21 protein-coding genes are annotated in these 26174 nt (G+C 61.7%); 16 read left to right on the top strand and 5 right to left on the bottom strand.

Annotated elements, in window-relative coordinates:
* Positions 1-71 precede the first annotated feature (71 nt).
* The 5 genes from ACQZ6F_RS03925 (at position 72) to nadC (ending at position 5208) form a co-directional block, all read left to right on the top strand.
* Complete coding sequence (locus ACQZ6F_RS03925) at positions 72-764, top strand: GntR family transcriptional regulator (RefSeq protein WP_449092734.1); 693 nt, start codon at positions 72-74, stop codon at positions 762-764.
* Between the two features lie 103 nt (positions 765-867).
* Complete coding sequence (locus ACQZ6F_RS03920; protein ID WP_267549059.1) at positions 868-1770, top strand: NUDIX hydrolase; 903 nt, start codon at positions 868-870, stop codon at positions 1768-1770.
* A gap of 69 nt (positions 1771-1839) precedes the next feature.
* Positions 1840-2811: a quinolinate synthase NadA gene (gene nadA / locus ACQZ6F_RS03915; protein WP_267549058.1), complete on the top strand. Its 972-nt coding sequence runs from the start codon at positions 1840-1842 to the stop codon at positions 2809-2811.
* On the top strand, positions 2808-4349 hold the full coding sequence (locus ACQZ6F_RS03910; RefSeq protein WP_449092733.1) for an L-aspartate oxidase: 1542 nt from the start codon (positions 2808-2810) through the stop codon (positions 4347-4349). Before nadA ends, ACQZ6F_RS03910 begins: the two co-directional genes overlap by 4 nt.
* Position 4350: 1 nt before the next feature.
* Complete coding sequence (gene nadC / locus ACQZ6F_RS03905; RefSeq protein ID WP_449092732.1) at positions 4351-5208, top strand: carboxylating nicotinate-nucleotide diphosphorylase; 858 nt, start codon at positions 4351-4353, stop codon at positions 5206-5208.
* A 16-nt stretch (positions 5209-5224) separates the two neighbouring features.
* On the opposite strand, the gene ACQZ6F_RS03900 is transcribed toward nadC, so the two are convergent.
* Positions 5225-6001 carry an SDR family oxidoreductase gene (locus tag ACQZ6F_RS03900; RefSeq protein ID WP_449092731.1) on the bottom strand — a complete coding sequence of 259 codons (777 nt, stop codon included), beginning with the start codon at positions 5999-6001 and terminating at the stop codon, positions 5225-5227.
* A 96-nt stretch (positions 6002-6097) separates the two neighbouring features.
* Complete coding sequence (locus ACQZ6F_RS03895) at positions 6098-6958, bottom strand: MurR/RpiR family transcriptional regulator (protein WP_068393762.1); 861 nt, start codon at positions 6956-6958, stop codon at positions 6098-6100.
* 230 nt (positions 6959-7188) lie between these two features.
* Between ACQZ6F_RS03895 and murA the strand changes: the two genes are divergently transcribed.
* The 11 genes from murA to ACQZ6F_RS03840 all read left to right on the top strand — a co-directional run bounded on the left by murA (position 7189) and on the right by ACQZ6F_RS03840 (position 21349).
* Positions 7189-8445, top strand: a complete 1257-nt coding sequence (gene murA / locus ACQZ6F_RS03890) for a UDP-N-acetylglucosamine 1-carboxyvinyltransferase (protein ID WP_449092730.1) — start codon at positions 7189-7191, stop codon at positions 8443-8445.
* Positions 8442-9332, top strand: a complete 891-nt coding sequence (locus tag ACQZ6F_RS03885; RefSeq protein ID WP_077467787.1) for a glucosamine kinase nucleotide-binding domain-containing protein — start codon at positions 8442-8444, stop codon at positions 9330-9332. Before murA ends, ACQZ6F_RS03885 begins: the two co-directional genes overlap by 4 nt.
* A gap of 272 nt (positions 9333-9604) precedes the next feature.
* On the top strand, positions 9605-10528 hold the full coding sequence (gene murQ, locus ACQZ6F_RS03880; RefSeq protein ID WP_449092729.1) for an N-acetylmuramic acid 6-phosphate etherase: 924 nt from the start codon (positions 9605-9607) through the stop codon (positions 10526-10528).
* Positions 10529-10609: 81 nt separating this feature from the next.
* Positions 10610-12130: an ABC transporter substrate-binding protein gene (locus ACQZ6F_RS03875; protein ID WP_449092728.1), complete on the top strand. Its 1521-nt coding sequence runs from the start codon at positions 10610-10612 to the stop codon at positions 12128-12130.
* A 27-nt stretch (positions 12131-12157) separates the two neighbouring features.
* Entirely contained in the window at positions 12158-13117 is a 960-nt protein-coding gene (locus tag ACQZ6F_RS03870) for an ABC transporter permease (RefSeq protein WP_449092727.1), read from the top strand.
* On the top strand, positions 13117-13956 hold the full coding sequence (locus ACQZ6F_RS03865; protein ID WP_449092726.1) for an ABC transporter permease: 840 nt from the start codon (positions 13117-13119) through the stop codon (positions 13954-13956). Before ACQZ6F_RS03870 ends, ACQZ6F_RS03865 begins: the two co-directional genes overlap by 1 nt.
* On the top strand, positions 13953-15692 hold the full coding sequence (locus ACQZ6F_RS03860) for an ABC transporter ATP-binding protein (RefSeq protein ID WP_449092725.1): 1740 nt from the start codon (positions 13953-13955) through the stop codon (positions 15690-15692). Before ACQZ6F_RS03865 ends, ACQZ6F_RS03860 begins: the two co-directional genes overlap by 4 nt.
* 23 nt (positions 15693-15715) lie before the next feature.
* Positions 15716-16735 carry a serine hydrolase domain-containing protein gene (locus tag ACQZ6F_RS03855; protein ID WP_449092724.1) on the top strand — a complete coding sequence of 340 codons (1020 nt, stop codon included), beginning with the start codon at positions 15716-15718 and terminating at the stop codon, positions 16733-16735.
* Between the two features lie 10 nt (positions 16736-16745).
* Positions 16746-17861 (top strand): anhydro-N-acetylmuramic acid kinase, encoded by a 1116-nt coding sequence (locus ACQZ6F_RS03850; protein WP_449092723.1) that lies wholly within the window; start codon positions 16746-16748, stop codon positions 17859-17861.
* Positions 17862-17967: 106 nt separating this feature from the next.
* Positions 17968-18921 (top strand): transglycosylase SLT domain-containing protein, encoded by a 954-nt coding sequence (locus ACQZ6F_RS03845; protein WP_449092722.1) that lies wholly within the window; start codon positions 17968-17970, stop codon positions 18919-18921.
* A 157-nt stretch (positions 18922-19078) separates the two neighbouring features.
* Positions 19079-21349, top strand: a complete 2271-nt coding sequence (locus ACQZ6F_RS03840) for an FdhF/YdeP family oxidoreductase (protein ID WP_449092721.1) — start codon at positions 19079-19081, stop codon at positions 21347-21349.
* Positions 21350-21406: 57 nt separating this feature from the next.
* Here ACQZ6F_RS03840 and ACQZ6F_RS03835 read toward each other — a convergent pair whose 3' ends face one another.
* The 3 genes from ACQZ6F_RS03835 to ACQZ6F_RS03825 all read right to left on the bottom strand — a co-directional run bounded on the left by ACQZ6F_RS03835 (position 21407) and on the right by ACQZ6F_RS03825 (position 26163).
* Complete coding sequence (locus ACQZ6F_RS03835) at positions 21407-23023, bottom strand: GMC family oxidoreductase (RefSeq protein ID WP_449092720.1); 1617 nt, start codon at positions 23021-23023, stop codon at positions 21407-21409.
* Positions 23024-23159: 136 nt separating this feature from the next.
* Complete coding sequence (locus ACQZ6F_RS03830) at positions 23160-24233, bottom strand: ABC transporter ATP-binding protein (RefSeq protein ID WP_449092719.1); 1074 nt, start codon at positions 24231-24233, stop codon at positions 23160-23162.
* A gap of 1 nt (position 24234) precedes the next feature.
* Entirely contained in the window at positions 24235-26163 is a 1929-nt protein-coding gene (locus tag ACQZ6F_RS03825) for a glycoside hydrolase family 127 protein (protein WP_449092718.1), read from the bottom strand.
* Positions 26164-26174 lie beyond the last annotated feature (11 nt).

The raw sequence follows: 26174 nt of genomic DNA, 5'->3' as shown, positions 1-26174 counted from the left end.
ACTAATGTATCAGTGCATCAAGCCCCAAACTGTGCTTAATGGATCGACGCTCTCGATCAGAAAGGCCGCCAGTGAAGCTCAACCCGAAAGAATTCGCCCTGGACCGTTCCCGGCAGGTTGCGCCGCAGATCCTGGAAATCCTGCGATCCCGTATTCTTTCCATGAGCTTGCCGCCAACGACTGTTCTGTCGCGCATCTCGCTGCAAAGCGAATTCAACGTCAGTCAGACGCCCGTGCGCGATGCCCTGATCCGGTTGGAGGAGGAAGGGCTGGTCGAAGTCTATCCGCAATATGCGACGGTTGTCTCAAGGATCGATGTCCGCAATGCGATCGAGGCGCATTTCCTGCGGCTGTCGATCGAGCTTGAAGCGGTCCGCCGGCTGACGCTGGAGTCGCCCGATGAGACGGCAGCAGCTCTGGAAACGGTTCTGTCTCGCCAGAAGCATGTCGTGTCGCCGGAGACCTATGATCTCTTCGACACGCTCGACAAGGATTTTCATCGGGTGCTTTACGAGAGGGCGGACATTCTCGGCCTGTGGGCGACTGTCCGGCGCCAGGGCGTGCATATCGACCGGCTGCGCATGCTCAACCTGCCGATGCCGGGCAAGCTGGAGCAGATCATCGTCGATCATCAGGCCGTCGTCGATGCCGTTCGCCTGGGCGATCCTGAGGCGGCCGTGGCCGCGCTGCGCCAGCATCTATCCGGCACCTTGTCGATCATCGATCTGATCTGCGAGCAGTATCCCGACTATGTGAGCCGTTAAGCGCGATCCATTCTCGCCAGATGTGGAGTGCGCAAACGCCCGCATTGGCTTGAGCCTCGCTTCATGCGAGAACATCCATAGTGAAACGAATGATGGAGTTCGCTTGACCATAGGGCTTGCGCATGCCGAACTGATCGCGGTTCTGACGGCCGTTACGGGGAATGATCCCCGGGTGATGACGGTGCGTTCGGGCGAAGCCTTGCCGTCCGGTCCGTTCGAGCTTGGGCATCGAACGCTGCAAAGCGGGCTGCGCGAATGGATCAGGGAGCAGACGGCCCATCCGGTCGGCTATCTCGAACAGCTCTACACCTTCGCCGATCGCGACCGGAACAACGAAATCCTTGGCGGACGGACGATTTCGATCAGCTATCTCGGTCTCGTGCGGGAGCAAGCGGCGCCAGGCGGCGGTCTGCCGGGTTGGCATGGCTGGTACGAATATCTACCCTGGGAAGACCACCGCAAGGGCCGTCCGGCCATTCTCGATGATATCGCTGCCGGTCTGGCCGCATGGGTCGACGCGGATACAGCAAGGAGCGGTCAGCGCCGCCGCCGCGTCGACTTCGATTTCGGGATGAATGGGGCTGGATGGAACGAAGATCTTGTTCTGCAGCGCTATGAGCTGCTTTACGAGGCGCGTCTCGTTGCAGAGGCGGGTTGCGACGGGTCACGGACGTTCGGCCGGACGATGTTTGCCGATCATCGCCGTATCCTTGCCACCGGCATGGCGCGGCTGCGGGCCAAGATCAAGTATCGCCCCGTTGTGTTCGAGCTCCTGCCCGAAAATTTCACGCTTCTGCAACTGCAGAAAACCGTCGAGGCATTGGCGGGCCTCACGCTGCACAAGCAGAATTTCCGTCGGCTGATCGAACAGCAGGAACTCGTGGAAGAGACCGGCGGCACTGAAAGCGAGACTGGCGGCCGTCCGGCCAAGCTCTTCCGCTTCCGCCGCGCCATCCTTGAAGAACGCGAATTCTCCGGAACGAAATTACCGCTCTCCCGCAATTGACATATGCTCATATCGAGAATATCTATTTGCGCATGATATACTCAAAATGAGTATAATAAGGAGCCGGTCATGAATCTTCCCGTATCCGCATCTTCCCTGTACGAGCGCGTGAGCCGCGTTATCCCGAAAGCCGAATGGCTGACGTTTCAGGATGACGTTGAGGCCATCCTCGAGCTGAAGCGACGGCACAATGCCGTCATTCTCGCGCACAACTACCAGACGCCGGAAATCTTCCACGGCGTTGCTGATATCGTGGGCGACAGTCTGGCTCTTGCCCGCAAGGCTGTGGAAGTGGACGCCGACGTCATCGTGCTTGCCGGCGTGCACTTCATGGCCGAGACGGCGAAACTCTTGAACCCGACCAAGACAGTTCTGATCCCGGATATGGAGGCCGGTTGCTCGCTGGCGGAATCGATTACGCCAGCGGATATCGCCCTACTGCGGCAGGCGCATCCGGGTGTTCCCGTCGTCACCTATGTGAATACGTCGGCGGCCGTTAAGGCAGCCTCGGATATCTGCTGCACTTCGGGCAATGCTAAGCAAGTGGTGGAATCGCTCGGCGTGCCGAAAGTGCTGATGCTCCCCGACGAATATCTGGCGCGTAACGTCGCGCGCGAAACCAATGTCGAGCTCATTGCCTGGCATGGGCATTGCGAGGTCCATGAACTCTTCACCGCCGATGATATTCGCCAGCTTCGCGAAAACTATCCCGGCGTGACGGTGCTTGCACATCCCGAATGCCCGCCCGATGTCGTCGAAGCGGCAGACTTCGCCGGCTCGACCGCCGTCATGTCCGATTATGTCGGCAACAAGCGCCCGGCACGCGTCGTGCTTCTGACCGAATGTTCGATGAGCGACAATGTCGCCGTGCATCATCCGGATGTGGAATTCATCCGGCCCTGCAATCTCTGCCCGCACATGAAGCGCATCACGCTCGGCAATATCCGCAAGGCGCTGGAACAGGGTCAGCATGAAGTGACCGTCGATCCGGCCATTGCGGTCGACGCGCGGCGCGCAGTGGAGAGGATGCTGGCGATATGAGCGAGATCCTTGAGGAATTAAGCGGTCGTATCGTCATCGTCGGCAGCGGTCTTGCCGGGCTGATGACGGCGCTGACATTGGCGCCGGAGCCGACTGTAATCGTAACGCGTGCTGCGGTCGGCGCGGAAACGTCGAGCGGTTGGGCACAGGGCGGCATCGCTGCCTGCGTCGGCCGAGATGACAGCGCAGCGCTGCATCTGGCGGATACACTTGCCGCAGGCGATGGTCTTTGCGACGCGAAGGTCGCGGCCAGAATCCTCGCGGAGGGACCTTCGGCCATTGCGGCTCTTGAGCGGGCCGGCGTCGAGTTCGATCGCGATAGTGCAGGCGAGTTGTCCCTGGGTCTCGAAGCAGCTCATTCATTGCGCCGCATCGTGCATGCCAAGGGTGACGGGTCGGGCGCGACCATCGTTCGCGCGCTCGTCGAAGCGGTTGCCCGCACGCCATCGATCACGGTGCTCGAAGGCTATGAAGCAAGACGCCTGTTGCTGGATGGCGATCATGTTGCCGGTCTCCTGTGCGTAACGGAGAAGGGCACGGTCATCCTGCCATCCTCCCGCATCGTGCTTGCGACGGGCGGCATAGGCGGCCTTTACGACGCCACGACCAATCCGGTCGGCAATTTCGGTCAAGGGATCGCGCTTGCCGCCCGCGCCGGAGCGCTGCTGGCCGACATGGAGTTCGTGCAGTTCCACCCGACGGCGCTCGATAGCCGCCGGTGGCCGCTGGCACTCGTCAGCGAGGCGGTTCGCGGCGAGGGTGCCTTGCTCCTGAATGAAAAGAGCGAGCGCTTCATGGCCGAAGTCGACGGTGCGGAACTTGCACCCCGCGATGTCGTCGCGCGCGCCATCAGCGCGGAGATCGCGCGGGGCGGCCGGGTTTTCCTCGATGCACGTCAGGCGCTTGGCAACAACTTTGCACAGCGCTTCCCCATCATCGATGCGCTGTGCGGTGAGGCCGGTGTCGATCCTTCACACGAGCTTATCCCCGTGCGCCCTGCCGTTCACTATCACATGGGCGGCGTTGCGACGGATGAGGCTGGTCGCAGTTCTGTGCCGGGCCTTTGGGTTGTCGGCGAAGCCGCTTCCACCGGTCTTCATGGCGCGAACCGTCTTGCCAGCAACTCTTTGCTGGAAGCTGCCGTCATGGGCATACGGGCGGCGCGGGATATTGCCGAAGCCGATGCGAGCCAGGCGAAATTGCCGCGAGACAATCCGAGCATTGCGGCGCCAGATCTGTCGCTCGTTCGGCCCATCGTCTCGCGCCATCTCGGCGTGCTGCGCAATGCTGGCGCCATTCACGGCGCGATCGCGGCCCTCCTGCCATTGTTCGATGCGGACGGGGCGTCAGCCGATCCGGCTCTTGTCGCGCTGTTGATCGCCGTCTTTGCCAGCCTTCGGACGGAATCGCGCGGGGCCCATGCCCGCACGGATTTCCCGCTGAAGTTGCCGCATGCGCAGCGCCGCACCATGCGCCTGTCCGATACGCTCGATATCGCCAGATCCGTTCCTCCTTATTCCCTTGCCCGGAGTGCCTGACATGACCCTTGCTCCCCTTCCTCGCCTCATCGTCGAGCCGCTGGTGCGCAATGCGCTCCTCGAAGATCTCGGCCTTGCTGGTGACGTCACATCGACAGCCGTGATCCCCGCAACACATCGGTCCCGTGTAGCGATGGTGACACGCCAGCCGGGCGTGATTGCCGGCCTTGATGCCTCCGAACTCGCCTTCCAGCTCGTCGATCCGGCGATCGTCATGACCCGTCATGTGCCAGACGGGACCAAGGTTGACGTCGGTGAAGTGATCGCAACGATCGAGGGACCGTCGCGCGGTCTGCTGACGGCGGAACGCACGGCGCTCAACTTCCTCGGCCATCTCTCCGGCATTGCGTCCGTGACGGGCGGTATCGTCGAGGCGATTGCGGGCACGAAGGCGACGATCGTCTGCACCCGCAAGACAACACCGGGTCTTCGGGCGCTGGAGAAATATGCAATCCGCGCCGGCGGCGGCATGAACCATCGCTTCGCGCTCTATGATGCGGTCCTGATCAAGGACAATCATGTCGCCATTGCCGGCGGTGTTGTCGAGGCGATCCGCCGCGCCAAGGCGGGCGTAGGGCATATGGTCAAGATCCAAGTCGAGGTCGATACGCTGGAACAGCTTCGCGAAGCGATGGCCGAGGGTGTGGATGCCGTGTTGCTCGACAATATGACGCCGGATCAGTTACGTGCTGCTGTCGATATCGTCGCCGGCCGTGCCATCACCGAGGCATCAGGCCGCATCACGCCAGCAACCGCTGCCGCCATCGCCGCCTCCGGCGTCGATCTCATTTCCGCGGGATGGCTGACGCATAGCGCGCCGACGCTCGATATCGGTCTGGACTGGAAGGCGGTGGCCTGAGCCGCCGTCTGGCTTCCTAAACCACGACGGGCACCTGCGCGCCGTCCATGCTGATGACGACGCCGGTGACGTAGCTTGCCTTGGCCGAACTCAGGAAGGCAACGACATTGGCAATGTCGGTCGGATCGGCCATGCGGCCGATCGGGATGCGCTTCAAGGCATCCGCGAGTGCTTCCGTCTCGGTCGAGCCGGTGGCTTTGGCTGCAGCCTTCAGGCCTTCGGCGACGCGGTCCGTTTCCGTCAGGCCGGGATTGAGGCCGACGACACGCACGCCCTTGCCGGCATAGGCATTGGCAAGCCCGACGCTTGCGAGCATCAAGGCGGCATTGGCCGAGCCGCCGGCCAGATGGAAGGGCGAGGCGATCTTGCCGCCATTGCCGATGATATTGATGACGGCGCCCGAGCCGCGCGTGCCCATGCGCTTGATGACGGGGTCGATTACGTTGATGTAAGAGAAGTATTTCGCATCCATCGCGGCGCGCCAGATGGCGGGGGTCAGTTCGTCTGCCGGCGTGCGTGCCGCAGCCCCTGCGCTGTTGACGAGAATATCGATGGGGCCGATTTCGGCCTCGACCTTGTCAACGACCGCGAGTGCCTGCTCGTCGGATATCAGGTCGGCGGCATAACCACGTGCCCCGGAGAGTTTCGAAAGCGCCGTGTCGATATTGGCTTGCGACCGTGAGCAGATGGCAACGCGTGCGCCTTCCGACAGGAAGAGTTCGGCGCAGGCATAGCCGATGCCCTTCGAGCCGCCCGTGATCAGAACGACTTTATCCTTGAGGCCGAGGTCCATGAGCTATCTCCGGGTGCATTGCGAAAGGGCTCGCAAGCTACGTCCGTAAATCCGTGGCGTATAGACTTGCCGCCGTCACAGCTTGTTTACCGGCCTCTATGAAAGGCGCTTGGCCTTCAGCACGGAGACGGCCGTTTCGCTGTTGTGGACGTAGTCGTGGGCATCGGGCTGGCGCTGTACCAGCAGAATGAACAGCAAATCCGTCAGCATCAGCTGAGCATCGCGCGCCGTGATCGACGAAGAGCGAACGCGGTCCTCATCGCCGACGGTATGAAGGCGGATATCGGCGACACGGGCGAGCGGATTGTCCTGAAGTCCGGTCACGGCGATGACGGTCGCCTTGCGTTGGCTTGCCAGCTCGGCGATCCGCAGTGTCTCGATGCTGGCGCCGGAATAGGAAAGGGCAAAGAGCAGATCGTCCGGCCCGAGCGTCGACGCATTGGCCATCTGCACATGGCTGTCGCTATCGTGCAGGACATTGCGGCCGAGCTTCATCAGCTTATAAGAAAAGTCTCGGGCGACCAGGGACGAGGCGCCGACACCGGCTAGGTGGATGCGCCTGGCATCGTGAAGGGCTTCCAGCGCCTTTTCGATATCGGCCTCGTTGTTGACCGAGATGGTCTGTTGCATGGCCTGCAATTTACTACCAAGCAGCTTTTGCAGGATGGTCAGATAGCCGTCGTCCACTTCGATCGTGCCGTGGATCATGCCCGCGGGCGCCGGCCATTCCTGGGCCTTCGCCTCGCTGACCGCGAGCTTCAGTTCCTGATAGCCGGCATAGCCGAGTTTTTGGCTGAACTTGACGACGCTCGATTGGCTGCGGCCGGTTTCGACGGCAAGAGCCGCCGATGAGAGCCGCAGCATCTGGTCGGGTTTGTCGACGATGAATTGCCCGATCTGGCGGTCGGCCGGCGCCATGGTCTCGAGCTGCGCGCTGATTTTCTTCAGGATAGACATCTGTTCCTTCGGGCCGCCGAGGCCGATTCACGCATCTCTACAAGCACCGCGAAAATAGCATTTGAGCGAAGCCGGGCAACCATGCTCTGCGCAATCGACTTTATCACAGAGGGTTGGAATAAAAAATTCCAATTCTCGTTGACAAGATGGAATGGGTGAATAGTCTTTGTTGGGAAGCAGGCGGCGGTTATCTTTGGGATTTCGCACCTCTCCCCAACGGGTTTCTGATCATGGATAGACTTCGTATCTCTGGCGGCAAAAGGTTGCAGGGTGCCGTAACGATTTCCGGCGCCAAGAATGCCGCCTTGCCGCAGATCGCGGCTGCACTTCTAAGCCCGCATCCACTGGAACTCACCAACCTGCCTGTCGTCAGTGATGTCGAGAACATGCTTGGCGTCATCGCGCTTCATGGCGCGACGATCACCCGCGCGGGACACAGCGCTATGATCGATTCGAGCGCCATCGTTTCAAAGGAGACCTCCTACGATACGGTTCGGCGTATGCGGGCAACGGTTCTGGTGCTGGCGCCGCTGCTGGCCCGTTTCGGTCAGGCGCGTGTCTCCCTTCCCGGCGGCTGCGCCATCGGTGCCCGGCCAGTCGATATGCACATCAAGGCGCTCGCAACCCTCGGCGCCGATATTGCGATCGAAGGCGGCGTGATCGTCGCCTCTGCCACGAATGGGCTCAAGGGCGCCCGCATCGTACTGAGCTCGCCATCGGTCGGCGCGACGGAGACCGCCATGATGGCCGCTTGCGCCGCCAAGGGCGAGACGGAAATCCTGAATGCCGCGCGCGAGCCAGAGGTTGCGGATCTGGCCGCCTGCCTCAGCGCCATGGGCGCGCGGATCGAGGGGGCGGGCACGCATCGCATCCTGATTGACGGCGATACCAGCTGGCGTGCTGCCAAACACCACGGCATCCCCGATCGTATCGAGGCCGGCACCTATGCCGTGGCTGCGGCCATTACCGGCGGACAGCTGGAGCTTATCCATGCCCGCCTTGAAAACCTGGCCTCGGTCGTGCAGGCGCTGGAAGCCATGGGCGTCAGCGTTTGGCCGAGCGACCGCGGCCTTGTTGTCTCAAGCGACCGGCCGCTCAAGGGCACTGACCTCACCACCGAACCCTATCCGGGTTTCCCGACGGATGTGCAGGCGCAATTCATGGCTCTTGCCTGTTGCGCAGAGGGTGCGTCGCTGATCCGCGAGACCGTGTTCGAAAACCGCTTCATGCATGTGCCGGAGCTGATGCGGCTCGGCGCGAATATCACGCTGCAGGGCACGACGGCTCTCGTGCGGGGCGGTCCACCGCTCAAGGGCGCGCAGGTGATGGCGACGGACCTCCGCGCCTCGGTCTCGCTGGTGCTGGCGGCGCTCGTCTCTGAGGGCGAGACCATCGTCAATCGCGTCTATCATCTCGATCGCGGCTACGAACAGCTCGATCGCAAGCTTCGCCTTTGCGGCGCCGATATCGAGCGATTGACGTCATGAGCGATGTAGCCAAAAGCGCCCATTATTTCCTTGGCGTCGATGGCGGCGGCACCGGTTGCCGCGCCCGCATCGAGGATGCTGACGGCACGGTATTGGGGCAGGGATTGTCCGGCCCCGCGACGACCCGTCTCGGCATTGAGCAGGCGTGGGCTTCGATCACGAGGGCTTTCGATGCGGCAATCGAGGAGGCAGGTCTGAGTGCAGCGGATATCAGGCATATCCATGCAGGCGTCGGCCTGGCTGGGATCAGCCGCAAAGGTGCTCTGGCTGCCCTTCGAGCCATAGAACATCCCTTCGCCAGCATAGATTTTGTCAGCGATGGCGAGGGGGCTTGCCTCGGCGCTCATTCCGGCCGCGATGGCGCGATCGTCATTGCCGGCACGGGGTCCATCGGGCTCGGTCTCGTCGAGGGTCGGCAATTGCGCGTTGGCGGCTACGGCTTTCCGATTTCGGACGAAGGCAGTGGCGCTTATCTCGGGCTGAAAGCCGTGCAGCTTGCCCTGCGCGCTCATGACGGTCGCGAGCAGAAGACGGCGTTGCTGGCCGAGATCATGCAGCGTTTCCAGAATGATCCGGCGGAGGCTGTCGCCTGGATGGATCGCGCTTCCGCCACCGATTACGCCGCGCTCGCACCCATGGTTCTGCGTCATGCAGACCAGGGAGATTCCGTGGCGCGGCGCATCGTGCAGAATGCGGCTGGGCATATCGACACATTGGTGCGCACCCTGTTCGAGAAGGGGGCGCCGCGCGTCTGCCTGCTTGGCGGGCTTGCAAGCCCACTGGAGCCTTGGCTTGCGCCGGATGTGCGCCGCAGTCTCAAGCCGATCGACGGCGATGCCGTATCGGGTGCCATCATCCTTGCCAGAAGGGCGATTTGCCAACATTGAACGATACGATCGGGGCTGGAATTTTCGCACGGCCGATATGGAATATTTTATTCCTTTCTGGATTGACGAAAGGAATAAATGGCCATAATGTTAACCTAGGTAAACAGGGAATGGGCGCGGAACAAAGCCGAAAAGGGCTGCTGCGCCATGGCTGATGTCAGCCTTCCGATGTGTTGAGAACCGAATTTTGCCGCGGCAGGCCCGACGCCCCATTGGTCGAGCTCGCCATCCCTGACCTATTGGTATCGAAGCGTCATTTCGAGAGCAGTCCCATGACAGAGCAGAAGTTGATATCCGAACTGGAGCAGTTGGTTTCCGAAGGCCGCAATCCGAATACGATGCATATCGATCTGCTGCCGACCTTCGACATCCTGCGCGAGATGAATTACGAGGACCAGACGGTGCCGATTGCCGTCGAAAAGGTCATTCCGGCAATCGCCGCTGCCGTCAACCAGATCGTCGCCGCCTTTCAGAAGGGCGGCAGGTTGATCTATATGGGCGCGGGGACCAGCGGCCGCCTTGGCGTGCTCGATGCCTCCGAATGCCCCCCGACCTTCAGTGTGCCTCCGGATATGGTTGTCGGTCTGATTGCCGGCGGTCCGGATGCGCTGCGGCGCTCAATCGAAGGGGCAGAGGACGATCCGGAGCAGGGCCGCCAGACGCTGGAAGAGATCAAGCTGACGAAGGCTGATGTCGTCGTCGGCATCGCCGTCAGCGGCCGCACCCCCTATGTCATCGGCGGCTTGAATTATGCGAAAAGCATCGGCGCCTTTACGGTCGCCCTGTCCTGCAATCCGAATTCCATCATCGCCGGCATTGCCGATCTGGCCATTTCCCCGGTTGTCGGACCGGAAATCCTCACGGGTTCGACGCGCCTGAAGTCTGGCACGGCACAGAAGCTCATTCTCAATATGCTGACGACGGCCAGCATGATCCGCATCGGCAAAAGCTATCAGAATCTGATGGTTGACGTCAGCGCCAGCAACAAGAAGCTGGTGGCGCGCGCCGCGCGCATCGTCATGCAGGCGACGGGTTCTTCGCAGCAGGAGGCGCGTCGCGTCCTCGACCTGACGGGAAATGACGTCAAGCTTGCCATTCTCATGGAAATAACCGGAATGGGCATTGAAGAAGCCCGCGCGGCATTGCAAAACGCTGATGGATTCCTGCGCAAGGCCATCAATGCGAAAACTGCTTGAACGAACGTCGCGGCAAGCCGCGATGGCAATCAATGGGCCAAAATCGGCCGGGGACATTTAAAAAAATTCGGAGGAATTGGAATGAAGGGGAATTTTGGAAAGACGCTGATTTCGGGAATGGCGCTGGCCGTGGGGATTGGCCTGGCGACGGTCGCGATGCCTGTGGAAGCAGCGACGTTGCGCATGGCATGGTCGCAGGATGCGACCGGGCTCGACCCGCACAAGCAGACGGCCTTCTCCTCCATCCGCTTGCTGGAACTGATCTACGAACCGCTCGTTCGCCTCGACGGCAATCTGCAGATCGTGCCTGGCATCGCCGACAGCTGGCAGTTTTCGGCCGACGGCAAGCAGCTGACCTTCAAGCTCAACGCCAAGGCAAAGTTCCAGAACGGCGCCCCAGTCACGTCGGCTGACGTGAAGGCTTCCTTCCAGCGCGTTCTCGATCAGGCGACCGGCGCCGTTGCCCGTGCCAACTTCCTGTCGATCGCGAACATCGATACGCCCGATGCCACTACCGTAGTTTTTAACCTATCTCAGCCCGACGTTCCGCTGCTGACGGCGATGACGAGCCTCAACGCCGCCATTGTTCCGGCAAGCGAAATTACCGCCGGCACCCTCGGCACGAAGGCGATCGGCTCTGGCCCCTTCAAGCTCGACAGCTGGGTTCCGAACTCCAAGGAAGTGCTGAGCGCCAACAAGGATTGGGCTGGCGGCGCCGTCGGCGTCGATGGCATCAACATCAGCGTATTGCCGGACGAAACCGCAATCCTCGCCTCGTTACGCACCGGCCAGATCGATTTTGCGCTTCTGAATGATCCGCTCGTGGCAACATTGGTGCCCAAGGAGCCAAAGCTGCAGCTTACCCGCACGCCGGTCCTGTCCTATAACGTCCTGCAGCTCAACCCCTCGCGAAAGCCGATGGATCAGCTTGCCGTGCGCCAGGCGATCTCCTGCGCCATCGACCGCAAAGACGTGATGGATACCGCAGCACTCGGCGAAGGCAAGGTGACCGGCCCGCTGACGATGCCGCTCTATGCGACCGACCCTAGCCAACTGTTCTGCTATACGCGCGATGTGGCCAAGGCCAAGAAGCTGATGGCCGATGCCGGCCTTGCCAGTGGTTTCTCGGCGACCGTGATCGCCGCTACCGGCGAACCGCCAACCGCCACCGCCGAAGCGCAGGTCATCCAATCGCAGCTCGCCGAAATCGGCATCAAGCTCGACATCAAGGTGATGGAACTCAATGTCTACGTCGATACCTGGCTGAAGGGCAATTTCGACATGGCAGTGGCGCTCAACGGCGGCAGTGCCGATCCCTATTCGATGTATAATCGTTATTGGACCAAGACCGGCAATCTGCAGAAGGTCGCCAACTACATCGACGATACGCTCGACAGCCTGATGCAGAAGGGCCGCGCCGAAACCGATCCGGCCAAGCGTAAGGCGATCTTTGCCGAATTCGAGAAGCATATCGCCGAAGTCTCGCCCTGGATCTGGCTCTACACGGCCTATGGCTACACGGCAGAGCAGAAAAACGTCGAAGGCTTCGTGCCGACGCCGACTGGCTCGCTGTTCGGCCTCGCCAAAGTCTCGATCAAGTGACAGCAGTCGAGATTTAAGGGAAGTTCCATGGCATACCTGACGCGCCGGCTGATGATATTCCCGCTGATCATGCTGGGCGTATCCATCTTCGTCTTCGTCGCCATCCGGCTGGTGCCGGGCGATGCGATCACGGCGATGCTCGGAACCAATGCGGGCCTGCTGACGCCAGAGCAGCGGCAGGCCCTAGCCGCCTATTTCGGCATCGATCAGTCCTGGCCCGTTCAGTACTGGCATTGGCTGCTCGGCCTGTTCCAGGGCAATCTCGGCCTCTCCGTCACTTACGGCAAGCCGGTGCTCGATATCATCCTCGAGCGTTTTCCGCTGACGCTCGAGCTTGCCTTGCTCTCCATGGTGATAGCGCTTGCCATCGGCCTGCCGGCGGGCGTCTTTGCCGCGACACGAAACGAAAAGCTGTCCGATCTTCTTGTGCGCATCGTCGCCATGATCGGGCAGTCCACGCCGAATTTCGTTCTCGGGCTCCTGCTGATCTATGCCTTGTCGGCCGGTTTCGGCGTCCTGCCGACCATGGGTGAGTTTACGCCCATCTGGCAGGATCCGCTCGGTAATCTCGGCCAGATGATCCTGCCGGCGCTGACACTCGGCTTTGCCTTCGCAGCCTCGGTCACGCGCGTCGTACGTTCGGCCATGCTCGATGTTCTGAGCGATGATTATGTCCGCACGGCGCGCAGTCGCGGCGTGCCGGCGCGTGGTGTCATCTGGCGGCATGCCTTGCCGAATGCTTTGATCCCGGTGGTGACGCTGAGCGGTGTCGAATTCGGCTATCTGCTCGGCGGCGCGGTGCTGGTGGAGCAGATCTATGCTCTGCCCGGCCTGGGGCGCATGGTGCTCGACGCCATCCTGCAGCGAGACTATGCCCTGGTGCAGGGCAGTGTGCTGTTCATCGCCTTCAACTTCATGATCGTCAATCTGCTCGTCGATCTTGCCTATGTCGCACTCGATCCGCGCGTGCGGCTGGGAGAAGGCTGATGCGGATCGTCAAAGCGATTTTCGGACACATGAGCGGCCGTATCGGCGGCGTTATCGTGCTCATCTACATCGTGCTTGCCATTCTCGGCACGCTGGGCGTGACGCCGCACGATCCCTTGATGCAGAACCGCATCGACCGCCTGCATGCCCCGAGCCTTACCTATTGGATGGGCACCGATCTCTTCGGCCGCGACGTGGCGAGCCGTCTGATGCGCGGCATCGGCGAATCTTTCACCGTAGCCTTCCTTTCGGTGGCCACCGCGACCTTGATCGGCACCGTACTCGGCCTGACCGCCGCCTGGTCGGGCAAGCGGTGGGACGGTGTGATCATGCGCATGATGGATGTGCTTCTGGCCTTCCCCGCCATCCTTCTCGCGCTTCTGATCATCTCCATCGTCGGGCCAGGGACCTGGACCAGCGTTGCGGCGATCGCCATCGTCTATACGCCGATCTTCACCCGCGTCGTGCGCGGTCCGGCGCTGTCGTTGAAGGGACGCGATTTCGTCGACGCTGCCCGCACCTTCGGTAGCAGCCGATCCTATATCCTAACGCGGCATCTGCTGCTCAATCTCGTGGCACCGCTGACCGTGCAGGTGACGCTGGCGCTTGCCTGGTCGCTCTTGACGGAAGCCGGCTTGAGCTTTCTCGGGCTTGGAACCCAGCCGCCGGCCTCCTCATTGGGCTTGATGCTGAGCGACAGCCGCAACCTCATGGAGACGGCGCCCTGGCTGCTGATCTTCCCCGGCGTGATCATCATGATCTCCATTCTTGGTTTCAACCTGCTGGGCGATGCCCTGCGCGATATTCTCGATCCGAAAATGCGGAGGGCGACGGCATGAACCCTTTGCTATCGGTCTCTGATCTTCGCGTCGGTTTCGGGCGCAATCCGCAGGCCAATCCTATCGTTCGCGGTGTCAGCTTCGATGTCGAAGCCGGCGAGACGCTGGCAATCGTTGGTGAGAGCGGTTCAGGCAAATCCGTCACGGCGCTCTCCATCAATCGCCTCGTCGATTTCGGCGGCGGCCGCATCGTCGGCGGCTCGATCCGGCTCAAACGTGCCGACAACAGCATTCTTGACCTCACCGAGGCCAGCGAAGCTCAGCTGACGAAGATCCGTGGCGGCGAGATCGGCATGATCTTCCAGGAGCCGATGACCTCGCTCAATCCGGTGCTGACGATCGGCACGCAGATCGAGGAATCGTTCCGGCTGCATCGCGGCTTGACCGGCAGTCAGGCAAAGGCCGCCGCCAAGGATGCGCTCGATCGCGTGCGCATTCCTGATGCGGCGCGACGGCTGACCTATTGCCCGAACCAGCTTTCCGGCGGCATGCTGCAGCGGGTGATGATCGCGACGGCGCTTGCCTGCAATCCGCGCCTGCTGATCGCCGATGAGCCGACGACGGCGCTCGATGTCACCGTGCAGGCGCAGATCATGGCGCTGCTCGCCGAGTTGAAACGCGAGACCGGCATGTCGATGATCTTCATCACCCACGATATCGGCCTTGTCGCCGGCATCGCCGACAAGGTGATGGTGATGCGGGCCGGGGAGGCGGTCGAGCAGGGCGAACTCAACCAGATCCTCGACAATCCCACCCATCCCTATACGCAGCACTTGCTGCATTCCGTTCCGCATTTCGCGGCGGGGAGTGCCGCGCGCACGGATTTCCAGCGCGATGAAGCACAGGCCAAACCGGCGCTGAAGGTGGATGGCTTGACCGTTCGTTTTGCGGTGTCGGGCAGTTTCCTGCGCCGCACGACAGGCGCTGTCCACGCCGTCGAAGGGGTCGGATTCGATCTGATGTCGGGCGAGACGCTGGCGATCGTCGGCGAGAGCGGCTCGGGCAAATCCACGACCGCGCGGGCAATCCTCGGGCTGGTCAAATCGACACGCGGCACGTTCACCACCAGTGGCGGCAAGGCCGCGGATCGCACCAGCGCGGTGCAGATGGTCTTCCAGAACCCTTACGCCTCGCTCAATCCGCGGCTTAGGGTCGACAATATTCTCGCCGAACCGGTGATCGCCGCCGGCGGTCGTCTGTCGGCAGATACGCGAGAGCGAATGACCATGCTGCTGAAGCGCGTGGGATTGCCGGAAAACGCCCTTGAGCGCTATCCGCATGAGTTTTCGGGCGGCCAGCGTCAGAGATTGTGCATCGCTCGCGCCCTGATGCTGAACCCGTCCGTGCTGGTGCTGGACGAGGCGGTTTCCGCACTCGATGTCTCCGTTCAGGCGCAGGTTCTGAACCTTCTGATCGAGCTTCAGCGGGAATATGGCCTTGCCTATCTGTTCATCTCGCATGACATGGCTGTTGTGGAGCGGATCGCCCACCGCATCGCCGTGCTCTATGCCGGGCAGATCGTCGAGATCGGCGACGCGGCCTCAATCTTGTCGCAGCCGAAGCATTCCTATACCAGGCGGTTGATCTCGGCGGTGCCGACGGTCGCGCGGCGAAAGGAACATTTCACGCTCGATACGCGGCAGGTGCCGTCGCTGGTGCGTCCGCTCGGTTTCGAGCCTGCCGCCCCTGAATGGCGCCGGTTCGCGCCGGATCACATCGCTCTGGCGGAAGCCTGAAGCAAGGGCGTGGAGAGGCAAGCATGGCATCTGGGGGGAGCATGCAGTTTGAAGAGCGTTTCGATCGGGCCTTTGCGCCCCTCGAAGAGACGATAGCGTCCGCGCGCATTCCAGGCGGTGTGCTTGGCATGGTCGATCTCGATGGCAATCGGCTGGTGCGCGCGGTCGGTTCGGCGCAGAAGATCCCGAGCGTCAGGCCGATGCTGACGGACACATGGTTCGATCTTGCCTCGCTCACCAAGGTCATTTTCACGACGCCGCGCATCCTGGCACTGGCGGAGGCTGGCACCATCGATCTCGATGCGCCGCTGACGACACTTCTGCCGGATCTGCGCCAGTACAGTGCCGAGGCCTGGGAGCGAAAAGTGACGTTCCGTCAGTGCCTAGGTCATCAGACGCCCTTTCCGGCAGTGGAGCCCATCTACACCTATGGCCGTGACCCGGAGCTTTTGCGCGCTTTCATCCTGCAGCGCGAATGGCGGGCAGGGCCGCCCGTCTATTCCGACATCAACTTCATTCTGCTGGGCTTTGCGCTGGAGCGCCTGTCGGGCCGGACGATCCGTGCCATGGATCCGGGGCCGGGCTTTGCCTTTTCCGCCGCGCCCGATCAGGCAGCCGCGACGGAGGACTGCACCTGGCGTCATCGTATCCTGTCTGGCGAAGTTCATGACGATAATTGTTCCGCACTTCAGGGCGCCGGTCATGCCGGGCTTTTCGGAACGGCAGCGTCCGTCCTCGATTTCGCCGAGGGCTTGCTCGACGGCAGCGGAGCCTCCACCAATTCGATCGCGCTGATGCGGGCACCGCTTTCGGCCACACGGACGCATGGCTGGGAGCGGCCCCATGAGGGCTGGTCGGGCGGGGCGCTGTGTTCGCCGGAGACGATCGGCCATACCGGCTTCACCGGCACGGCTCTCTGGATCGACTTCGCCAAGGGCAGGGCCTGGACCCTGCTCACCAACCGCATTCATCCGACACGCCATTTCGACAGCGGCATCCTGGCGCTTCGTCAGACCGTCAGCGATCTCGTCAATGCAGCATAGGAGCCTGACCATGGAACCAATCTGGGCAGTCGGTCTGATGACCGGAACCGTCCTCGACGGCAATATCGATGTTGCCATGCTGAAGACGGATGGCGAGCGGATCGAGGAATTCGGCCCCTATGTTCTCGCCCCCTATCCCGATTGGATCCGCGCGCTTCTGGAAGAAACCCTGCGGCAGGCGCGGGTCTGGAATTTCGACGGCTCGGAGCCGGCGATCTTCAAGGAAGCCGAGGAGGCTCTGACGCGAGCGCAATCGGAGGCTGTCAGGCAGCTGGTCGAGAGCCAGGGCATGACCATGGCCGATATCGGTATCGTCGGCTTTCACGGCCAGACCGTGCTGCACCGGGCGCCGCAGAAGGATCGCCTCGGACAGACGCGCCAGCTTGGCGATGGCGAGCTGATGCGCTCCATCCTCGGCACCAAGGTTGCCTATGATTTCCGCTCGGCCGACATGCGCGCCGGCGGTCAGGGTGCGCCGCTTGCTGCTGCCTATCACGCTGCCTTGCTGCGCGGCGCGGGCGCAGCTGGCGAGACCGCAATCCTCAATCTTGGTGGCGTCGCCAATATCACCTGGTGGGACGGAGAGGGCAATTTCGTCGCCTTTGACACCGGTCCGGCCAATGCTCCGCTCAATGATTTCATCAAGTCGCATGGCCTCGGCGAAATGGACCGCGACGGTGCGCTCGGACGAGCCGGCAAGGTCGATGAGGCGAGGCTCGAAAAGCTGCTGCAGCATCCTCATCTTAGCGCCTCCTATCCGAAGTCGCTGGACCGCTTCGATTTCGGTGCATCGATGGCCGATGGCCTGAGCCCCGAAGATGGTGCGGCAACGCTGTCTGCCTTCACTGCCGGTGCTGTCGGCAAGGCGCTCGATCTGTTGCCGCGCCGACCAAAGAAAGTCGTCGTCAGCGGCGGCGGGCGTCACAACCCGACGATCATGTCGATGTTGCAAAGCCGCGCCGGCGTGGAGCCGATTTTTGCCGAAGATTTGGGGTGGCGCGGCGATGCCGTCGAAGCGGAATGCTTCGCATTTCTGGCCGTGCGCGTGCTGCGGGGCTTGCCGATCAGCTTCCCTGGCACGACCGGCGCGCCTGAGCCAATGCGTGGCGGCCGTCTGGCTGTGTAACCGCCGGCGACATCATCACGCCGTCAAAGGTTTTCGCTACAGTCCATCGATGCTATGAAGAGATCGCAATTTTGCGATCGAACTGGCGTGGACGGGTATCGCACGGATGGCAGGCAGGCAGCAGCGAGCAGGCTTTGTCGGCGGTATGGTCGCCTTCGCCATTTTGTGCGTCGCGACTATTTCAGCCTTTCGCCCCGCCAGCGCGCAGCCGGAATGGAGCGTTGCACCGCCGCCGGTCTGCGTCTCCGGCCCGATGATCACAGAGACCGGCGAGACATTGTGCCTCCGCAAGGAGAGCTACAATAGCGATCTCTGCGCCGCCATCGACTATTTCGCCGGTATCAATCACCTGCCGCCGGATTATCTGGCCCGGCTGGTTTGGCGTGAGAGCACCTTTCGCTCGGATGCCATCAGCCCCAAAGGCGCACGCGGTATTGCGCAGTTCATGCCGGGAACGGCAAAGCTTCGTGGCGTCCGCGACAGCTATGATGCGCTGGAGGCGCTTGGCAAGGCGGCTGCTTATCTCGATGAGCTGCGCAACCGCTTCGGTAATCTCGGCTTGGCGGCCGCTGCCTATAATGCCGGCGAGGCTGGCCTGGCGAACTTCCTCAACTCCGGCGATCTTCCGTATGAGACGCGTAGCTATGTGAGTGCAATAACCGCGCACTCGGTCGAAGAGTGGCGGGATGGGCCGCCCGATGTCGCCGCGCCGGCACTGGACAAGGGCAAGCCCTTCATTCAGTCCTGTGTGGCACTCGCTGGAAGTCGGCGGTTGAAGCAAGTTCCCTTCGAACAGGAGCGGCCCTGGGCGCCTTGGGGTGTTCAATTGGCTGAACACTTTCAAGTCGATGCCGCTCGTCGCCTCTTTGCAATGAACGTTCAGAAATTGCCATCTCCCCTCAATGCCGAAAAGCCGTTGATCGTGCGGCAGCGCAATGCCGATTTCGGCCGCCGCATCCGCTTCGCGGCCCGTATCGGCCGCCAGACGCGAGCCGAGGCGGATGCCGTTTGCACCCAGGTTCGACAGCAGGGCGGCAGCTGCCTCGTCTTCAAGAACTGAGTTTGAATATCCCAATATCTATGTCCTTGGACACCCGCGCGTATCGATTGTTTTGTCAAGTGCCTATTGGTAGTGCTTTACACCCTCCTGCCTCACGCTTATTCCTTGAAGGCCCGGCCTTTGGGAGGAAGCCATTGGGTAACCGAAGGAGCATGCGATGGTGCAGAAACGTGAAGTCCCTGGTATCCGTCCCTACAACAGCCCGGCCGGCGGCTGGGGAGCGCTGAAAGCCACTGCGAAAGCAGTTCGTAACCAGATGGACGTGACCGAGGCGCCCGGCCTGCTCCTGCGCACCAACAAGCCCACAGGCTTTGACTGCCCCGGCTGCGCCTGGCCCGACAAGGAGCATACGTCCACATTCCAGTTTTGTGAAAACGGAGCCAAGGCTGTCACCTGGGAAGCGACGAACAAGCGCGTGACGCCGGATTTCTTCGCGGAACATACCGTCAGCGAACTCCTGACCTGGAGCGACTATGATCTGGAGAATTCCGGTCGGCTGACGCATCCGATGGTCTATGATCCCGCAACCGACACTTATAAGCCGATTACCTGGGAGGATGCGTTTGCCCGCATCGGCGAGGTCATGCGCAGCATGCCCGATCCGGATATGGTCGAGTTCTACACCTCGGGCCGCGCCTCAAACGAGGCGGCTTTCCTCTTCCAGATCTTTGCGCGCGAATATGGTACCAACAATTTCCCCGATTGCTCGAACATGTGCCATGAGGCAACCAGCGTCGGCCTGCCGCAATCGATCGGCATCGGCAAGGGCACGGTCTCGCTCGACGATTTCGACGAGTGCGACCTGATTATCTCCATGGGACATAATCCCGGCACCAATCACCCGCGCATGATGGGCACGCTGCACGAGTGTTCGCGCCGCGGCGTGCCGATCATCGTGTTCAATCCGCTGAAGGAGCGGGCGCTCGAACGCTTCGCCGACCCGCAGAGCCCGATCGAAATGGGAACCTTCGGATCGACTCGCATCGCGTCTTCCTACTATCAGGTGAAGATCGGCGGCGATGCGGCAGCACTCAAGGGCATCATGAAGGGCGTTCTGGCGCTTGCCGAGACTTCGGAAGACGTGCTCGATCATGCCTTCATTGCGGAGCATACCAGCGGCTTCGATGCTCTCGTCGCAGATCTCAATCAGACGGAATGGGCCGATATCGAGAGGGTTTCAGGCCTTGCCCGCGCCGATCTGGAGCGGGTCGCCGCCGCCTATGCCAAATCGAAGGCCACGATCGTAGCCTATGGCATGGGCATCACGCAGCATGCGAAGGGCACGGCCAATGTGCAGCAGATCGCCAATCTTCTGCTGCTGCGCGGCAATTTCGGCAAGCCCGGCGCCGGCATCTGCCCGCTGCGCGGTCACTCCAACGTTCAGGGCAATCGCACCGTCGGGATCACCGAGAAGCCGAATGCGGCGCTGATCGAGGGCATCGAGCGTGCCTTTGGTTTCAAGTCTCCGGCTCACCATGGCCATGACGCGGTTGCAGCGATGCAGGCGATGGCCGAGGGGCGCTCAAAGGTATTGCTGAGCCTCGGCGGCAATTTTTCAATTGCGCTTCCGGACCCGCAATTGTGCGCCGAGGGCATGCGCAGGCTCGATCTCGCCGTTCATATGAACACCAAGCTCAATCGCTCGAATCTGCTGATCGGCAAGGAATCCTTCCTGCTGCCGGTACTTGGCCGCACCGAGGTGGATGTCCAGGCCACCGGCCCGCAGGCTGTGACGATCGAGGATTCGATGTCGATGGTGCATGCCTCACAAGGCAGGCTGAAACCGGCCTCCGACCAGCTGCGTTCCGAGCCGGCCATCGTTGCCGCCATGGCGCATGCCACCTTGCCGGCAAGCAGGGTCGCCTGGATGGAGCTCATCAACGATTATGCTCTGATCCGCGACAAGATCGAAATCGTCTACCCGGATTTTGCTCGTTACAACGAGCGCATCGCTGTGCCAGGTGGTTTTCGCCTGCCGCTGGCAGCGACGGAACGCGTCTGGAAGACGCCCTCCGGCAAAGCCGAGTTCAAGCTTTTCTCCGGCCTCAACGAGGACATCTCCTTTTCCGACACCAGCATCCTCAAGCTCGCGACGATCCGCAGCCACGATCAGTACAACACGACGATCTACGGCCTCGATGACCGCTATCGCGGTGTCTTCGGCCGCCGAGATGTACTGTTCATGAATGACAAGGACCTGACGGCCAAGGGATTGGAGCATGGCGATCTCGTGGAGATCGAGACGGCACTCCCTTCCGGTGGCAAGCGGCTGCTGCAGCTGACGGCGATTTCCTATGATATCTCCGAAGGCTCCGTCGCCGCCTATTATCCGGAGGCCAACTGCCTGATCCCGCTCGACTATCAGGACAAGGAAAGCGGCACGCCTTCCTATAAGTCCATTCCGGTGCGCATCAGCAAGGCTGCGTAAACGTCGCTAGACGCTGCGGCCACTGACTCAAGTGGCCGTCTTGGAAATCCTGGCGCGTCAATAATCCCCGGCAATCATCTCCGCCGCCTTGGAGCCGATCGCCATCGCCGGCGCGTTGGTGTTGCCCGAGGGGATGAAGGGAATGATCGAGCAATCGATAACCCTCAACCCCTCGATCCCACGCACGCGCAGCCTGCCGTCGACCACGGACATGGGATCGCTCTCCGGCCCCATACGCAGGCTGCCGGAGGGATGGTAGTTGGTCTTGACTGTCTGGCCGGCGAATTTGGCCAACGACTCCTCGTCCTGCAGCGCCCGACCGGGCAGGATCTCATCCGCGATCTTTGATTTGAACGGCTCGGTTTCGAGTAGTTGCCGGGCGACTTTCAGTGAGGCAAGCGTCAGGCGCAGATCGTCGGGATCGCCGAAGAAGTTGCAGTCGACCAAGGGCTGGTCTGCCGGGTTTGCCGAGCGTAGCTTGACGCTACCGCGCGCCTTCGGCCGTAGCAGGCAGGAGGTGAAGGTAACGCCGTGGGTCGGTTTTGCCGAGGAGACGTCGCGGTCGAGATAGACGATTGGCGCGCAATAGAGCTGGATCGTCGGCCGCTCGCCGCCATCGGGATCGTAGAACAGGCAGGATTCGATGCCCGTCGTCGTTACCGGACCTGAGTTGAACAGGATATATTGCAGGCCGTTGCGCAGCATCGGCCAGCCCTTGTCCTCGCCGAAATAACCGGATTTGCCCTTGGTGGTGGCGATGACTGGGACTTCGTGATGGTCCTGCAAATTGGCGCCGACGCCGGGGAGATCGAGCGCGACGTCGATGCCATGCTCGCGAAGGTGATCGGCCGGCCCGATGCCGGAGAGCATCATCAGCTTGGCGCTGTTATAGGTCCCGGCTGCCACGAGAACCTCGCGAGCGGCTCTGACGGTATAGGTCTGCCCGTTCTGCACATAGCCGACGCCGGTTGCGCGGCCGTTTTCGATGACGATGCGATCGATGCGGGCGTCGGTGATGATATCCAGTCGCTCGTCGTCAGCCAGCGGATCAAGAAAGGCTTTCTTCGCGTCGGAACGCTCCGTCTTGCCACCCCATAATCCGTAGGTGTGCTGCATGATGCCGACACCGTTTTGCCTGATGCCGTTGAAATCGGGATTGTAGGCGTGGCCGAGGCCCTGGGCTGCGAGCAGGAAATCCTGTGTCGTATCGCAGGTATGGCGCGGCTCTGAAACGCGCAGATTGCCTGATATGCCGTGATAATCGTCGTTGAAGCGGGTATTGCCTTCGATGCCTTTGAAATGAGGCAGCATGTCTTCATAGGACCACTCGGTGCCGTTGCCCAGATGGGCGGCCCAATGATCATAATCCTCCTTCTGGCCGCGCATGTAGACCATGGCGTTGACGGCGCTGCCGCCGCCGAGCGCCTTGGCGACCGGAACGATCGGGCCGCGGCCACCGAGCTGCGGTTGGGCGACCGTATGATGCATTTCGAGGAAATCATCGCGGGCGAGATATTTCATGTAGCCGGCGGGAAAGGCCATCAGCTTGGCGGTGTTGCGCGGGCCGCGTTCGATGATGAGCACCGAAAAGCCGAAGTCACGCACGAGCCGCATGGCCGCAACGCAGGCAGCCGAACCGCCGCCGGCGATGATGAAATCATATGTCTTCGCCACAAGGTCTCTCCGGTTTGATATCGCGCATCGTCCCGCATAGGGCGGGTGCGTGGCATGCAATCTCCATCAGCAACCTTCTCCAAATCATCCTTGTCCGTCAAATGATTAGCGCGTCGTTGCGATGGAAATACGTGGCTTAGCGAAGCCGCTCGCCTTGCTTGTCGAAATAGCGCCGCCGCTCGGGCGGGCAGCGCAGATGGAGCGTGTCGCCGCGCCCGATATCAGGCCCTTCGCGATACTCGGCGATCAGTGATTGGCCATCTTCCGTCTGGCAATAGAGATAACGCGTGCCGCCCAGATATTCGGTGACGTCGACCGTGACCCGGACAGCATCTTCCTGGTCTGACGTCACAATCAAATGTTCCGGGCGCATGCCAAGCAGCAAGTCTTCGCCGGCTGATGGCTTGTGGCGCGCCAGATCGACCCTGACAGTGCCATTGCCGACCTTGGCTGTCCCTTCGCCGGACCATATGGCTTCGATCATGTTCATGCGCGGCGAGCCGATGAATCCGGCAACGAAACTATTGGCCGGATCCTCATAGATCTCCCGCGGACTGCCCACCTGTTCGATCCGACCGTCCTTCAGCACGACGATCTTGTCGGCAAGCGTCATGGCCTCGGTCTGATCATGGGTGACGTAGATCATGGTATTGCCGAGTTCGCGGTGCAGTCGGGCAATTTCGATGCGCATGGAGACGCGTAGTTCGGCATCGAGATTGGAAAGCGGCTCATCGAACAGGAAGACCTCCGGTTTGCGCACGATCGCCCGGCCGATGGCGACGCGCTGGCGCTGACCGCCCGAGAGCTGGCCCGGCCGGCGATCGAGCAGATGATCGATCTTGAGGATCGCGGCGGCGGAGCCGACGCGCTGCTCGATTTCGCCCGCATCGGTCCGGGCCATTTTAAGCCCGAAACCGAGATTATCGCGCACACTCATATGCGGATAGAGCGCATAGGACTGAAAGACCATGGCGATGCCGCGCTCGGAGGGATCGAGATCGGTGACATCGCGGCCCTTGATGGCGATCTCACCGTCCGTGACCTCTTCCAGCCCGGCAATCATCCGCAGCAGGGTGGATTTGCCGCAGCCGGACGGGCCGACGAAGACGACGAAAGCACCCTCCGGCACATCGAGATCGATGCCGTGAATGACCTCCAGCCCGCCGAAGCTCTTGCGGACGCCGGTGAGCTTCATGCCGTTCTTCGTCATGTCAGGCTCCGCGGCTTTGCTCGGTGCGGATCCAGACCAGCATTTCGCCCGGCTCGCGGTTGTCCCAGAGATGATAGGGCACGAAGCGTGCGATGGCGGCTCGGCTCTTCGGCGGCGTTGTCCGGTAAAGATCCGATCCCCAGTCCGCCTCGTCGCGTGTGACTGGAATATCGAGCGCGACGGCACCTTCGAGGGCGGCGATGTCAGCTGTCTTCGCAGATGCCGGGTTGCCGGCGAACGAAATGCCATTGAGGTCTTGGCCGTTATCCGTTGTCTCGACGCAATAGACGAGAGGGCCGCGCATCAGGGCGGCGCGCCCGGCATCCTGGCGGACCCTGGGATTGGCGAAAAGGGTGCGCGGGATCAGCGGAATGTTGAGGTCGACCTTGTCGCCGGCCTGCCACTCGCGGTCGATACGGGCATAGCCGTCGACGGTAACCGCTGGGAGATCGATGGTCTTGCCATTGACCGCAAGCGTTGCGCCCTCGGCCCATTCGGGTATGCGCAGCGACAGTGCGAATTCGGCATTGCGATCCGGGTTGACCTCGAAATGGATGGCACCATCCCAAGGATAGCGCGTCGCCTGGGCAAGCGTCACGGTCACGCCGCTCGCCAACGGCACGCGGACCTTGCTCTCGCCATAGAGATGCACGGCGATTTCGTTGTCCGCTGCGGCATACATGTAGGAGCCGACCGAGGCGAGCAGGCGGGCGATATTCGGCGGGCAGCAGGGGCAATGATGCCAGGTCCAGCGATGATGCTTGCCGGCACTCTCCAGCGGGTTTTCATAGAAGAAGGTCTTGCCGTCGAGCGACAATCCCGCCATCGCGCCGTTATAGAGCGCCTGTTCCATGATGTCGGCATAGCGGCGGTTCGGGCCGCGCCCGAGCATGCGGTTGGCCCAGAAGACGAGGCCGACCGAGGCACAGGTCTCGGCATAGGCGCTTTCGTTCGGCAGGTCGTAATAGTCGGTGAAGCCTTCGTTGGACGCGGCCGGGCCGATACCGCCGGTGACATACATCTGCTTGGTCGTGAGATCGTCCCAGAGTGTCTCCAGCGCTGAAGTTAGCGTGTCGTCGTTATATTCCGTGGCGATGTCGGCCATGCCGGAATAGAGGTACATGGCGCGCACGGCATGCCCCACCACCTTGGTCTGGTCGCGCACCGGCAGATGCGACTGGCTGTATTCATAGGTCTTCTGCACGAAGTTCTTGGGGTCGCGGCCATCGCGCAGCGCTTCCTCGGTAAAGAAATGCGGCTGCTGGCCGCGCTCGTCGATGAAGTATTTGGCCAGATCCAGGTACTTCTTCTCACCCGTGACGCGGGCGAGCTTGACGAGCGCGAGTTCTACCTCCTCGTGGCCGCAATAGCCGCGCAACTGTCCTTCGCCATGGCCGAAGACGGTCAGCATGTAGTCGGCAAAGCGGCTCATGATGTCGAGCAGCTTGCGCTTGCCCGTCGCCTGATAATAGGCGACGGCCGCCTCGATCAGATGGCCGGCGCAATAGAGCTCATGGTGGTCGCGCAGGTTGGTCCAGCGGCGGCCGGGCTGGACGCGCTGGAACCAGGCGTTCAGATAACCATCCTTCTCCTGCATCTTTTCATACATGTCGATGATGGCGTCGGCGCGTGCCTCCAGCTCTGGATTGGGCCGGCGATAGAGCGAATAGGCGATGGTCTCGATCGATTTGCCGAGATCGCTGTCCCAGAACATCTGTGTGGAGCCCGACCATGTCTGCAGGGGGATGACGATGCCGGGGCTCGGCTGGCCGACATCGATGGCGCGGATCATGCCGGCCTCGACGCAGCGGTCGAGCAGGGTGGCGGCCGTCGAATTGCAGATAGCATCCTGGCGGTCGCCGAACAGGCCGGCGAGCTCGACATTTGGAACGGGCAGGGGGCGGAACTGGCGGCTTTGCTTGTCTGACATGGCTTTCATCC

The organism is Rhizobium sp. A22-96 (assembly GCF_053521805.1).
The sequence above is the reverse complement of the archived record's forward strand: the minus strand, read 5'-3'. Positions and strand labels throughout refer to the sequence as shown.

Bases quoted from the DNA above. Each gene is read 5' to 3' on its own strand.
- nadA (WP_267549058.1), top strand. From the start codon at position 1,840: ATGAATCTTCCCGTATCCGCATCTTCCCTGTACGAGCGCGTGAGCCGC.
- ACQZ6F_RS03910 (WP_449092733.1), top strand. From the start codon at position 2,808: ATGAGCGAGATCCTTGAGGAATTAAGCGGTCGTATCGTCATCGTCGGC.
- nadC (WP_449092732.1), top strand. From the start codon at position 4,351: ATGACCCTTGCTCCCCTTCCTCGCCTCATCGTCGAGCCGCTGGTGCGC.
- ACQZ6F_RS03900 (WP_449092731.1), bottom strand. From the start codon at position 6,001: ATGGACCTCGGCCTCAAGGATAAAGTCGTTCTGATCACGGGCGGCTCG.
- ACQZ6F_RS03895 (WP_068393762.1), bottom strand. From the start codon at position 6,958: ATGTCTATCCTGAAGAAAATCAGCGCGCAGCTCGAGACCATGGCGCCG.
- murA (WP_449092730.1), top strand. From the start codon at position 7,189: ATGGATAGACTTCGTATCTCTGGCGGCAAAAGGTTGCAGGGTGCCGTA.
- ACQZ6F_RS03885 (WP_077467787.1), top strand. From the start codon at position 8,442: ATGAGCGATGTAGCCAAAAGCGCCCATTATTTCCTTGGCGTCGATGGC.
- murQ (WP_449092729.1), top strand. From the start codon at position 9,605: ATGACAGAGCAGAAGTTGATATCCGAACTGGAGCAGTTGGTTTCCGAA.
- ACQZ6F_RS03875 (WP_449092728.1), top strand. From the start codon at position 10,610: ATGAAGGGGAATTTTGGAAAGACGCTGATTTCGGGAATGGCGCTGGCC.
- ACQZ6F_RS03870 (WP_449092727.1), top strand. From the start codon at position 12,158: ATGGCATACCTGACGCGCCGGCTGATGATATTCCCGCTGATCATGCTG.
- ACQZ6F_RS03865 (WP_449092726.1), top strand. From the start codon at position 13,117: ATGCGGATCGTCAAAGCGATTTTCGGACACATGAGCGGCCGTATCGGC.
- ACQZ6F_RS03860 (WP_449092725.1), top strand. From the start codon at position 13,953: ATGAACCCTTTGCTATCGGTCTCTGATCTTCGCGTCGGTTTCGGGCGC.
- ACQZ6F_RS03855 (WP_449092724.1), top strand. From the start codon at position 15,716: ATGGCATCTGGGGGGAGCATGCAGTTTGAAGAGCGTTTCGATCGGGCC.
- ACQZ6F_RS03850 (WP_449092723.1), top strand. From the start codon at position 16,746: ATGGAACCAATCTGGGCAGTCGGTCTGATGACCGGAACCGTCCTCGAC.
- ACQZ6F_RS03845 (WP_449092722.1), top strand. From the start codon at position 17,968: ATGGCAGGCAGGCAGCAGCGAGCAGGCTTTGTCGGCGGTATGGTCGCC.
- ACQZ6F_RS03840 (WP_449092721.1), top strand. From the start codon at position 19,079: ATGGTGCAGAAACGTGAAGTCCCTGGTATCCGTCCCTACAACAGCCCG.
- ACQZ6F_RS03830 (WP_449092719.1), bottom strand. From the start codon at position 24,233: ATGACGAAGAACGGCATGAAGCTCACCGGCGTCCGCAAGAGCTTCGGC.
- ACQZ6F_RS03825 (WP_449092718.1), bottom strand. From the start codon at position 26,163: ATGTCAGACAAGCAAAGCCGCCAGTTCCGCCCCCTGCCCGTTCCAAAT.